The sequence below is a fragment of the Methanoculleus sp. UBA413 genome, assembly GCF_002502935.1.
GTDB classification, from domain to species: Archaea; Halobacteriota; Methanomicrobia; order Methanomicrobiales; family Methanoculleaceae; genus Methanoculleus; species Methanoculleus bourgensis.
On the sequence record NZ_DAQR01000064.1, the window covers coordinates 1 to 11,940 of the forward strand.

Here is an 11,940-nt window from a genome sequence, read left to right on the forward strand (position 1 = left end):
ATCCCGGAGGAGAGCCCGGCACGGGCGGCGGTGCGCGACCTCGCCGGGCGGCTCGTCGAGGAGTGCGCGCGACGGAAGGAGTGACGTCCCGGCGCAACCGCGCCGTCCGGACCCGGATAACCGGGGAAGATGAGGAATGACGCCGGCAGACAGGCACCCGGATCGATGTCGTCGTAGGGGACCACTCCTTTGCTTTAAAAAGAAGAGGCGGATATGACGGTGATCCCGGGGGGGCATCGGCTTACAGGTGGAGATGCCGATTTTTCCAGCAGGGAGAATGTGGGGAACGGGGAGGAAATCCCCATCCCGGGGAACACCAGACGTTGAGATGTGGTATCGAGAAGAATGAGGCGGGAAAACCCTGCCGTCATTTCGGGCCGGGAACAAAGACTGCAAGCAGTGCGACATCCTCCTTATCGGCGACGACCGCGTGACGGACACCGGGCGGCGTGGTGAAGGTGTCCCCGGGCTTGAAGAGTATCTCCCTCCCGTCGAGGATCATCTTCCCCTGACCGTCCAGGATGGCGTTCCACTCCCACTGGCTCTCGTGGAGGTGGTCGGGGACCTCACAGTCCTTACGCACCCTGACGAAATGGGAAGAGAACGACCCCTTCGTATCCGCTCCCGGCGCAAGGTCTGCCAGGGAGACGCCGGTCCACGCCGGATTCGGGCACCACACGGGCCGTCTGCCCGCTCTCTCGACGGGGAAGAAGGCGGCACCCTCCTCCATGCGGCGGGCAAGATTCTGGTTTTCCATCGTTACACCTGGAAGTCGGGATGGACCGGGGAAGCCCGGTTCAGTCCCTGACGGCGGGGATGATCTCCTTGAAGATATCGATGCCGTTGTTCACGTTCGGGCTGGAGTTCCCGAGGCAGAAGTGGTTGATGCCTGCCGCCTTGAACCGCTCGATCTCCTTGATCATCCCTTCGGCATCGGTTGCGACCATGAAGTTGTCCTTCATCATGTCATGTCCGACAAGGTCTGCGTGGAGTTCGACCTCTTTTGCATTGCAGACCCTGTATTTGAACATGGAAGGAACCAGACAACCGGACCAGAAGCGCAGTGACTCAATGGCTTTGTCATAGTCGGCGTCGATCGAGTACCAGACGAGCATGGCGTGCTCCATCTTGCTCGGGTCCTTCCCGGCCTCGCGGGCGCCTTTCTCGAAGTTCGGAATGGTGACATTCTTCAGCACGGAGGGCGGCGCAGACACCGTCATGAGGTGGTCGGCGTGCTTCCCTGCCAGCTGTGCTCCCTTCGGACCCATTCCGCTGAAGTAGAGCGGAACCTTGTCGTCAGGCTTGGTGTACAGGAATGCATTGTCGAGGGTGTAGTACTTGCCCTTGAAGGAGACGGGCTCCTTGCCATTCCAGAGCTTCTGCATCACTTCGACGGCCTCGACGGTCATCTCCTGCCGCTCAGGGACCGTTGGCCATTCGCCGGTGACCGGCACCTCGTTCAACGCTTCGCCGGCGCCCACGGCAATACCGGCCCGCCCGGGATACATCTGCCGGAGGGTGGCGAACGTCTGTGCGACGACGCCCGGATTGTACCTGAGGATAGGACAGGTGATACACGTCGAGATGAACACGTTCTTGGTGGCCTGAAGTGCCGCACCCATCCAGGCCCAGGCCTGCCCCGCCTGTGCGTTGGTGTGATACCAGGGGTGGAAGTGGTCGTCTACCCAGACTGAGTCGAAACCGTTTTTTTCTGCTCTGACTGCCTGTTCAAGCGCATCCATGGGGCGGTACTGCTCAATAGATGCAAAATAACCGATCTGTGTCTTCATGGTACTGGTCTCCTGATGATCGGCAAAGTCACCTATCCAGGGGCAGGCCTACCCAAATCTTGATACGCTACCAGTTCCAACGAGAGCACTGGTACGGCAGCTGAGGTCCACACATCTAATCCCACTTATCTGTGGTGGATCACGGCCATCCTACCCCATTGAAGGTTCTCTTCCGATCCTGTTGTGGTGTGCGGATTAGTTCTCCGCAGAAAGAATAGTGTTTGCGACTGACTATATAGATATCGTTTAATGTTCAACAATGCCCAGACGGCGATAGGAGATACTGGCCTGCCCTGCGATTCATCTTGGATCATACCACCAGGGAATCGTCAAATTATCAGGAGAGTCGTTGGGATTCCAGCACGAATGGCCTGAAAATCCCCAGGACACGCGAGGAGCGGGGGGTTACACCCGGAGGACGGGAGGGGGGTTGTGTTTAACAATAAGAGAATATTTTATATACCAGATCCAGACAGGTCATTCTCTCGCGTTACACGAGCATTGCACGCCTGGAGCGGCGCTTCAGCCTCCTCACGAACAGCGTCCGATACGTCGATCATAAAAGACGCGATCTCTCCGGAAGGTAGTTTGAAGACATAATGGGAGATCCAGGGGAAGTTTTCGCGGTTTCGGTATTTAAGCGGCGTAACAAACTCCGGCTTTTCGGTGGTCAGAACGCGATACAGGAGATCACGCACGTACGGGTCCGGGAGATCGGGGAATTCCTCGAAGAGTTTCTTCCCGACGAGATCTTCTTTGTTCATCCGCAGGAGGGCTGCTGTTACCCCGTTGACGTCTTTGATGATGTAATCGTTTCCTCCGTCAATCGGCTCGTAGATCAGGACGCCGTTGCAGGCCTTCTCGAAGAACGACCGATAACGCGTCTCCTTGAAGGCCAGCTCCTTCCGGGCCAGCCGCTCGGTGGTGATATCCCTGAAGAGGATGGCGAACTCGTTCGGGACCCCCCCGCCGTCTGGAGTGATCGGGGTGAAGACCACGTCGAAGTAAGCGATGCCCGACCGGGTACTCGGAATCCGTTGATCCCGTTTCAGGCGGTCGAAATCGCAGGCGAGTTCCGTCTCGGCGACTTTTCCCTGCCGGATCAACTCGAGGATCTTCCCTTTATAGCAGGAGATATCGAAGATGTTTCCTTCCGCCAGTTCTTGAACCCCGTTCAGGCCGAGGATCCCCAGGGACGCGCGATTTGCGTTGAGAACGGTCCCATCGGCCGTAAAAAGGATGATACCGCTCGGAACCCTCTCGAATATCGTCCGGATCATCTTCTCCGAGTACTTCAGGGCGGCTTCGGTGTTCTTCCATGCCGTGATATCCTGCAGACTGATCAGGATCCCCGGCTTCCCCACATGGGAGACCGTCGGGGCAAACTCGATGTGATAGATGTGGTTCGTGCTGTCCTCGATGTACTGCATCTCGGAGAGGTAAGTGCCGGACTGCCGGACCCTCTCGATATTCCGCATGATGGTCGGGTCCGAGAAGATACGGAGGTTCAGGTCGAAGAGGGAGGCGCCGAGGATATTTCTCCCGCGGTGGATGCCGAGAGTCCTGATGAAACTCGTATTCACCATGAGGATCTGGAGGTCGGCGTCCAGGATGACGATCGCGTTTGAGAGGCGGTCAAAGAGTTCCGAGAGCGGGACCCGCTGCGCCGGGGTGTACATCTTCGATCTTCCGAACCACTGCATGCTCACGTCCCCGCTCGACTGGAGCATCTCGAGGTACTTGGCGACGGTAGCCCGGTTCATCCCGAGTTCGCGGGAGATTGCGGAGATGGAGAGGCCCTGTGGCGATCGCTTCTCAAGAAGGTTGACAATTCTACCGAATATATCCTGATATTCGCTCATGAATGCTATCCTCCGGACCTCACGAGGTTCACCGGGATCGGTTGTCGGGCGGGAGATCTCCTGACAAGATCATTAGGGAGATCGTGACTAGTATCTTTCGGGCTCCGGGAGAGCCCTTCCGGCACCCCCTTTTTTGTAGCGAGAATGCCAACACATCTCCACTATGGCAATTCACCCCATCGACTACCGGTACGGCACCCCGGAGATGCGTGCCGTCTGGAGCGAGGAGAACCGGTTCCGGGCGATCGTCACGGTCGAAGTGGCGCTGGCCCGCGCCGAAGCCGTGCACGGGATGATCCCCCGCGAAGATGCGGAGACGATCGCAGCCTGCGCATTGGAGGCACGCCTTGAGCGGGCGAAGGAGATCGAGGCCGAGATCAACCACGACATGATGGCGGTCGTCAAGGCCGTCACCGAGGTCTGCGGCGATGCCGGGCGGTGGATCCACTACGGTGCGACCTCAAACGACATCCTGGACACTGCGACCGCCCTGCAACTCCGCGACAGCCTCGCGCTCATCGAGGAGAAACTCGGTAAACTCCTCTGCGTGCTCCTCACCCGGAGTGCCGAGACGAAGACCCTCGTCTGTGCCGGCCGCACACACGGGCAGATCGGCGTCCCCACGACCTACGGCCTCCGGTTCGCTATCTGGGCAAGCGAAGTCTCCCGCCACATCGAGCGGCTCCGCCAGATGCGCCCCCGGGTCGTTGTCGGGCACCTCACGGGAGCGGTGGGGACCCAGGCGGCGCTCGGGGATGCGGGTATCGTGATCCAGGAGACGATGATGGAGTTCCTCGGGATCCGGTCAGTGGACGTCTCAAACCAGATCATCTCCCGGGACCGCTACGCTGAGTACTTCATGTTCCTCGCGAACGTCGCGACTACGCTTGACAAGATCGGGCTTGAGATCAGGCTGATGCAGCGCTCCGAGATCGGGGAACTTGCTGAGGCGTTTGGGAAGAAGCAGGTGGGCTCAAGCACGATGCCCCACAAGCGAAATCCCATTAAGAGCGAGCAGGTCTGCGGCCTCTCCCGGATCGTGCGGTCCGCGGTCGGACCGGCCCTGCAGAACAACGTCCTCTGGGACGAGCGCGACCTGACGAACTCCTCGCCTGAGCGGGTAATCTTCCCGGAGGCCTCGGTGCTCGCCGACCATATCCTGAACGTGATGACCGATGTGGTGGAGGGGCTCGAGTTTAACAAAGCAAACATCAGGAAGAACCTGATGATGCTCCGGGGCGTGAACCTGGCAGAGTCGGTGATGATCGAGCTGACGAAGCGGGGCATGAACCGGCAGGAGGCCCACGAGGTGATGCGGACGGCGAGCATGCAGGCCCTCGCCGAAGACCGGGACCTCGCAGAGGTGCTCAGCCAGCGGCCGGAAGTCACCCGGTTCGTCACCCGCGACGACCTTGACCGGCTCCTCGACCCGGATGCCTATATCGGGACGGCGGTCAGGCAGGTGGACCGCCTGATCGAGAAACTCGCGCCGCTCTGCCGGTGAAGGGGGGATATCAGGCAGCCGTTCTAGCGGGGTGCACCATCGCATCCCACTCGGCGGCCATCATAATTTGAACCTTGGGGCAGTATCGAAGAGTTTCCGATACAGCGAGTTGAAGAGTGCGATGTACTCTCCGGCCCGCTCGGTGGAGACGTACCGGATCTTATCCCTATCAGCCACTTCGACGAGATACTCTTTCACTACGAGAAACCCAAGATACTCCTGGCCGGTTTTTGAGTTCAGATTGCACCGGTTGACGATGCCGGTAAACGACTGCGACGTTCTGCAGAAGACCAGAATCTCCCAGTAGATCTCAAACGCCGTCCTGCGCCCGCTCATTCCCGATACAACTCCAGCGTTTCTTTTAAGAGAACCTCAAACACCTCGATCTCGCCGAGCCGCTCGTCCCAGACCTTTGCAAACCGGGAGAAGTAGAACGAGGAGGCAAGGCTGACAACGGCGACCCCAAGCGTGAGAAGCATGAGCGGGACGACGAGGTAAGTGTTCAGGGTGAAGACAATGCCGCCCGCCGAGATGGATAGGTATTCAAGACTGCCGACGATCCCGAGAGCAAATAAGCAGATGCCGCCGAGTGTGCAGACCAGGATCATGGTACGGATGATTGTGCGGTTGTCGCGGTAATGGGAGAGCATCCGTACGATGAGACGGGTGAAAGCCTCGTCTGGGACCTCTCCTCCCTTCCAATCAATATCATCCTTGATCGCTTTGATTCCTTCAAATATCCTGATGCTGGAGAGGATCCAGACCAACCCCGCAAGGGCGGCGACCAGTGCGATGCACAGGATCACCGGAGAGTGCGTCGTGTACAATGCGATAGAGGAGAGCTCGTAGATTAAGACCGCTTGTTGGACGGATACGCTGATGCCCAGTGCCATCACAAGTCCAGCGAAGACGATGTTTGCGACCGTAATAAGATAGAAACGCCGGATCTCGTTTCTGAACCGAAGGCAGGCTGATTCGTGCATGACGATATTCACCGGTCTATCTATCTATTTGCGTTATCCAAATAAAGAGCATGAAACTAAGATATGTATCGGTGTTTTGCAGGTGTATTCAGCGCAGGTAGCGATATGACCGACCCCTCGCCCACAATGGCATAAAAGAGACAGAAGTCCGGTTAGAGCAGAGCGTGACACCCTGCCAGCAGCCGCCTCCCACCGGGTGAAAGTGTGCATGCAACCAGACTCAAATAGCCAAAATGGCCTGAATTCGAGCTGGAATGGGCTCATACACGTATAGTTCAATAGTGCAAGCACCGACATCAATCCGTTTTTGAGCGGCCGGAGTCTCCGACGGAACGCCCAGTCGAGAAACTCCTCCTGCTCTGCCGGTGAAGGATTGTTCAGGCGGGATGCACCATAGCATCCCGCTCGGCCGCTGTAATATCGTGCAGGAGCCCGGCGGAGAGGTCGGCGTTCGGGCCGATGAATGTTAAAGAATTGCTATCTGATCACACCGTCCCGGTCGGGGAGGGGCGGCCCCGCCCCCGCCCGGGACCGTGGGTTAAAACTCCTCAGCGGTACCGTAGCCGTACGACCGTAACGCCAGACTCCCTGCCTTCTCCGGGTATGCGGCGAGCATGAGCCCCCGTATCTCCAGGAACTCCTCGGCAGAGACGATAGAGACTGCCTGGAGCTGTTCATCCTCGCCGGGCTCCATTGACCAGGTGTGGATATAGTAGACATCGGGCACCCCGTCCTCTTCGTGCAGGTAGAGGTCCTTGCCACGTGCATATGCCCCGCCGGGCCTGCCCCGCGGCGCGTAGTATATGCAGATGTCACGGTCGGTGTCCAGCACGATCCTGCCTTCATCGTAGGTGATGCTTCTCTTCATGTCAATCACCGTTCACCCCGCCACCGGCAGGGTGGTTCGGCAGGTGGTGGCGATGGACTCCGGAAGCCCGGTGAGGTGGCCATGGCCATTCTGGGGCCCGGGCCTGGGCGCCGGTGACCACGCCCCCGCCCGCCGGGCAGGGATAGGATCGATGATACTATATATTTTTCTATTGATAGCATTAAGTAATATTTTTTATAATTGCGGTAATAAAACCCCTGCCGTTTCAGCCGTCAGGCAGGAAGAGTCCCGGTATCAGTGGGCCTCTGCTGCCTGACAGACTGCCGGGATCCGGGAAGAGGGCAGCCCTGCAAGTCCTTTCATGGCGCTCTGGCCTGCTCAGTCTGCATCTTCACCTTCACGTCGACGAAATGCCCGTCCACGGTCACGATGTAGCGTCCGGGCTGGTAGAGTTTGATCGACTTCGTCCGTTCGCTCCCGTATATCGAGTTGTAACCCTCGTCGGCAATGAGTCGGAGGGTCTCCGGGTCACGGACGGTGACGACAAGCCGGGAGTACGCGCCTGGTTCAGAATGCTTCGGTGTCACGGAGAAGGTGATGATGAACGGCACGTCGACGACATCCACCTGCAGCCCCCTGGCAGAGTAGATGAGAGAGTACTCTCCCTCAAAGACCGTTGTCTTCTCAACAATTGTCTTTCTGGCATCGATCCGGGAGAGGGGTATGGTCGGGACGCCACAGGGGTTTACCTCCGGGAGCGGTTCGCCGGACTGGACCGGCACCGGATCGACCGGGACCACCACGTTCCCGTTCGGGGACGTGGAAGGGGTGTGGGCCGGTCCAGGCCCCGGGGAGTCCTCCTCATCCTCCCAGGAGGGTGCCGGTGAGCCGGACCACGGTGGTTCGGTGACATCAGGAACGGTGCCGGCGTCATCGTCTTTTTCAAGCGTGATACACCCGCAGCACGAGGCAACAAGGGCGGCGATCATAAGGAGGGCGATGGTCCGGAGAGTCATAATTATACGATGATCTGTACCGCGCCGCAGCATATGCCCCTTTCCATTGCTCTGCCGACAGAGCCCCGCGAACCTATAGAATGACGATCTCTTTCCCATATCCCTCACTCCCTCTCCCGCAGTGCTTCCAGGTCCTGCAGGGTCACCACGCGAACCGCACCACCCTGGACGTCGCCGCCAGTATCGCCCATCCGGTCCTCGATCCAGCCCTCCATCTCCAGGTAGGCCGCCTGCAATCCATCGAGGACATCAGGGTCGGCATCCCAGAGGCCGCGACCGTGCGCCTCAAGCAACCGCCTCCCGATCTCCTCAAGCGCCCAGGGATTCTCGTCCTCGAAGAACCGTCGCATCTCTGCGTCCAGGACGAACGTGCGGGCGATGTCGTCGAAGATCCGGTCATCCACCTCCTCTGTCGTCGCCTCCCACCCGTAGACGGTCCCCACCTGCCTGGATATATCCCCGGCACCCTTGTAGCCGTGCCGCTTCATCCCCTCGATCCATTTCGGGTTGAGGAGCCGCGCCCTGACGACCCGCCGTATCTCTTCTGCGAGCGTCCTGACCTCCACGCGGTCCCGGTCGCGGGTATCGCCGTAGTAGGCGGGCACGTCCCGGTTCGAGAGCGCCCTTGCCGCCCCGGTCAGACCGCCGTGCGCCCCGAAGTAGCAGCAGCACCCAAGAAGGTCGTACTCGTCGGTCACCGTCTTGTTGAAGGTGAGGTCGATGGTCGCAAGCTGCGCGGAGAAGGTCTCCCTGGACTCCTCACCGAAGTTGTCTCTCCCGTAGGCGTAACTGTTCCACCTGAGAAAGACCTCCGCAAGGTCCGCCTCCTCCTTCCACGCCGATGCATAGACCGCCAGGCTGACGCCGTTGCCGTAGGTGCCCGGCCTGCTCCCGAAGATCCGGGCCGTTCCGCTCCCCTGGAGTGCATGCTTCCGTATGAAGTTCATATCAGGGGGCTCGTCCAGCGCGGCGACCTCACGGATAGCGTCATCCAGGAGTTCAATGCAGGTGTAGAAGCAGTCCCTGAGGATCCCGCTCATCCTGACGGTGACATCGATCCTCGGCCGCCCGAGTTCCTCGAGCGGCGTCACGCGGAAGGATCTGACTTTGCCATCAGTCCAGACAGGTTCGACCCCGATAAGGGAGAAGACCTGCGCGAGCTGCTCGCCAGCGTGGGGTAACCTTGCTGAGGAGGAATAATCGCATGAACGGAAGAAAAGAAAAACATGAGGATGCCGTTTCACCGGTGATTGCGGTGATGCTGATGCTTGTCGTCACGATCATCATCGCCGCCATCGTCTCCGGGTTTGCCGGGGAACTTGTGGGAACCTCGGAAAAAGCCCCGCAACTGGTGATGGATGTAGAGATCAAGAATACAGGGGACATGTGGTCAAGCTGGATTGTATTCGACATTAAGAGTGTGTCTGAACCAATCCATACCCGTGATCTCCGGATCGTAACATCATGGCGAACAACCAATAAAACGGCGAATGATGGCTCTATCATAACCGGAGGCGCTATGATTAGGGCAGGAGAGGTAAACACAAATTACGCTACAAGTGATGCCGCTACTACCGGACAATTCCGTATGGTTTCGCCTATAGGTCATGGTCAGGGAGTTACCCAGCTACAGGAATTCACGTATCAAAAGCCTGTTCCACCTTATGATCCGGGGCAGTATTTTGGGAATTACACATTGACAGTTGGAACAGCAATGAGACAGTCACCAGCACGCTACGGGCCGTCTCATACAAAGGATATGCCTACTAGTGGACCACTTAAGCTATATGAGTACCATCCTACGCATGTAAATAAAGACCAAATAGATTCTGTCCAGGCGATTCTTGGCAAAGATTGGACTCATCTTCGTATGGGGGATGTTGTGAGTATTAAGGTTACACACGTCCCAAGCGGGCAGGTCATCTTTGATAAATCGGTGGTGGTGCAGGGATGAGAATAATTAGAGAGAAAGAGGATGCCGTTTCGCCAGTTGTCGGCATTATGCTGATGCTTGTCGTCACGATCATCATTGCGGCGATTGTTTCCGGCTTTGCCGGCGGTCTTGCCGGTGACGCTAAGAAGACACCACAGGTAAATATCAAGGCCGAATATAGCCAGTCTCAGGGCATGACGATCCACCACCTTGGTGGTGATACCGTGAATACGCTGGATACTAAGGTTTTTGTCAAACCTACAAGAGATTTTTCGTCTGACTACCAGACATGGGAGGTCAATACCTCTGCTCTTATGGTAAATGGAAAGCCGTGGTTGCGTGTAGGGGGTTATCAAACAAGCAATGCATTGATATTTGAAGCTGGTGATATCGCAATCGTGGAACCTGCGGATCTCGATGCAGGAGCGGTGCAACCTGCGACGTACAGCGACAGTGATGATACAAAAGGCAGTGCGGGCTTCCAAGATCCCAATAACCGAGGTAAACGATTTACCTTAAGTCTCGTTGACAACAGTGGAAAAACTATTGCACAGACTGAGGTTACAGTTAGGGCCTGAGATACCAAAAGGCATTCCGAAGAAGATGCCATTAAACAAGCCGTTTGGGGGCGGCGTTCACCGGTTCGATATAACCGGTGCTAACCCCTTTTTAAACTCACTTTTACCCATCCTCACAATAACACCCACATTATTCCCGATGACCACCCCAACCAGAGTGGCAGCACCATCAGCGCAAGGCCGCCCGCATGGCGCACCCTCTTCCCGGCATACCAGCAGGCTGGCATAACGACCAGAAGAACCGTCGCCTTCACGATGATGTGAAGGAGGGGCGAGGCGACGACGCTGGCCATCACCGGGCTCAATCCGGCCCCCCAAGACTCAGGATGGCCGCGACCGAGATGACGTCGACGAGGAGGAGCATCCCGGGGAGAAGACCCTCTGGGCAGGGAGAGGTGCACCCCACCCCTCAGCCGCAGGATGCCGCAGTGCGACCTTCCAAACTAAGACTGGGCGCTGAAGTCCGCCATTGCTCAGGCAGAAGCAATGGCGATGGCAGGAAGCAAATCGGTAATTAAAAACTTTTAAAAATGAAGAAATAGTATTAACTATCACGAGAATAGTAAAATTATGACTCTGAGAACGCTTCACTACACACTTCCGTTCACCGCCATCGTTGGGCAGCAGCAGATGAAACTTGCTCTCGTGCTCAACGCGATCAATCCCCGGATCGGCGGCGTCCTGATCCGGGGGGAGAAGGGGACAGCCAAGTCCACTGCAGTCCGTGCACTTGCCGATGTCCTCCCTGAGATTTCAGTCATGCAGGGCTGCCCTTTCTCATGCGATCCCGGTGATCCGGACAGTTACTGCCCGATCTGTTCTGGAATGGCAAATAACGGCGATCAGATCACCCAAACAACCCGGTCGGTCCGGGTCGTCACCCTGCCGCTTGGTGCAACGGAAGATCGGGTTGTCGGAACGCTCGACCTCAAACGTGCCATCAAGGAGGGGATCGCAGCACTCGATCCCGGCATCCTTGCCGCAGCACATCGTGGCATCCTCTATATCGACGAGGTAAACCTCCTTGATGATCATATCGTTGATATTCTCCTTGACGCAGCGGCAATGGGAGTGAATACTGTTGAGCGGGAGGGGGTATCAGTCTCGCATCCATCCAGGTTCATTCTCGTTGGGACGATGAACCCGGAAGAGGGTGAACTCAGGCCACAACTCCTCGACCGGTTCGGCCTCATGGTGACGGTGGAAGGGATCGGCGATCCCGAAGAGAGGATGCTCGTCATCGAAGCCGCCGAAGCATGGGACAGAGATCCCGAAGCCTTGCGCCTGGAACACGAGGAGAAACTCAAATCTCTCAGGACATCAATCCTTGCCGCACGTGATATCCTTCCCGGGCTCTGTTGAATTCCTTCCAGACAACGACAATCACGACTGTTTGTACTGCCTTCGTTAGGTTATGGAGGATCACTTTGATCTTGATCTCTTTG

Annotated in this window: 12 protein-coding genes and 2 pseudogenes; 4 read left to right on the forward strand and 10 right to left on the reverse strand. The window is 57.6% G+C overall.

Annotated elements, in window-relative coordinates; all coding sequences use genetic code 11:
- The 4 genes from BP858_RS04985 to BP858_RS05000 all read right to left on the reverse strand — a co-directional run.
- Window positions 1-185: hypothetical protein (locus tag BP858_RS04985; protein WP_286879002.1), on the reverse strand; the 185-nt coding region annotated here is incomplete at its 3' end.
- Between the two features lie 182 nt (window positions 186-367).
- The gene (locus tag BP858_RS04990; protein ID WP_286879003.1) at window positions 368-757 is read right to left on the reverse strand and encodes a cupin domain-containing protein; all 390 of its coding nucleotides are present in this window, start codon (window positions 755-757) and stop codon (window positions 368-370) included.
- 40 nt (window positions 758-797) lie between these two features.
- Window positions 798-1,790 carry a TIGR03557 family F420-dependent LLM class oxidoreductase gene (locus BP858_RS04995; RefSeq protein ID WP_286879004.1) on the reverse strand — a complete coding sequence of 331 codons (993 nt, stop codon included), beginning with the start codon at window positions 1,788-1,790 and terminating at the stop codon, window positions 798-800.
- A 455-nt stretch (window positions 1,791-2,245) separates the two neighbouring features.
- Window positions 2,246-3,652 (reverse strand): PAS domain-containing protein, encoded by a 1,407-nt coding sequence (locus tag BP858_RS05000; protein WP_286879005.1) that lies wholly within the window; start codon window positions 3,650-3,652, stop codon window positions 2,246-2,248.
- Window positions 3,653-3,815: 163 nt separating this feature from the next.
- Between BP858_RS05000 and purB the strand changes: the two genes are divergently transcribed.
- Window positions 3,816-5,156: an adenylosuccinate lyase gene (purB, locus tag BP858_RS05005; RefSeq protein ID WP_286879006.1), complete on the forward strand. Its 1,341-nt coding sequence runs from the start codon at window positions 3,816-3,818 to the stop codon at window positions 5,154-5,156.
- Window positions 5,157-5,216: 60 nt separating this feature from the next.
- Here the strand turns inward: purB and BP858_RS05010 are convergent, their stop codons facing one another.
- From BP858_RS05010 to BP858_RS05030, 5 genes are all read right to left on the reverse strand, one after another.
- Window positions 5,217-5,492 (reverse strand): winged helix-turn-helix domain-containing protein, encoded by a 276-nt coding sequence (locus BP858_RS05010; protein ID WP_281768016.1) that lies wholly within the window; start codon window positions 5,490-5,492, stop codon window positions 5,217-5,219.
- Complete coding sequence (locus BP858_RS05015; RefSeq protein ID WP_286879007.1) at window positions 5,489-6,151, reverse strand: hypothetical protein; 663 nt, start codon at window positions 6,149-6,151, stop codon at window positions 5,489-5,491. The genes BP858_RS05010 and BP858_RS05015 overlap by 4 nt, the downstream gene beginning before the upstream one ends.
- Window positions 6,152-6,677: 526 nt before the next feature.
- Window positions 6,678-7,007 (reverse strand): hypothetical protein, encoded by a 330-nt coding sequence (locus tag BP858_RS05020; protein ID WP_214166686.1) that lies wholly within the window; start codon window positions 7,005-7,007, stop codon window positions 6,678-6,680.
- 320 nt (window positions 7,008-7,327) lie between these two features.
- Window positions 7,328-7,984, reverse strand: coding sequence for a hypothetical protein (locus BP858_RS05025; RefSeq protein ID WP_074175468.1), 657 nt, complete (start codon window positions 7,982-7,984; stop codon window positions 7,328-7,330).
- Window positions 7,985-8,088: 104 nt separating this feature from the next.
- Window positions 8,089-9,228, reverse strand: a complete 1,140-nt coding sequence (locus BP858_RS05030; protein WP_349680565.1) for a cobaltochelatase subunit CobN — start codon at window positions 9,226-9,228, stop codon at window positions 8,089-8,091.
- Here BP858_RS05030 and BP858_RS05035 point away from each other — a divergent pair.
- From BP858_RS05035 to BP858_RS05045, 3 genes and pseudogenes are all read left to right on the forward strand, one after another.
- Window positions 9,189-9,938 carry a type IV pilin N-terminal domain-containing protein gene (locus tag BP858_RS05035; protein ID WP_074175467.1) on the forward strand — a complete coding sequence of 250 codons (750 nt, stop codon included), beginning with the start codon at window positions 9,189-9,191 and terminating at the stop codon, window positions 9,936-9,938. The genes BP858_RS05030 and BP858_RS05035 overlap by 40 nt on opposite strands.
- Window positions 9,935-10,495, forward strand: a complete 561-nt coding sequence (locus tag BP858_RS05040) for a type IV pilin N-terminal domain-containing protein (protein WP_074175466.1) — start codon at window positions 9,935-9,937, stop codon at window positions 10,493-10,495. The genes BP858_RS05035 and BP858_RS05040 overlap by 4 nt, the downstream gene beginning before the upstream one ends.
- Before the next feature lie 570 nt (window positions 10,496-11,065).
- A pseudogene (locus BP858_RS05045) lies at window positions 11,066-11,851 on the forward strand (ATP-binding protein); the annotation flags it as partial.
- On the opposite strand, the pseudogene BP858_RS05050 reads toward BP858_RS05045, so the two are convergent.
- Window positions 11,808-11,940, reverse strand: a pseudogene (locus BP858_RS05050) (IS5/IS1182 family transposase); the annotation flags it as partial. The pseudogenes BP858_RS05045 and BP858_RS05050 overlap by 44 nt on opposite strands.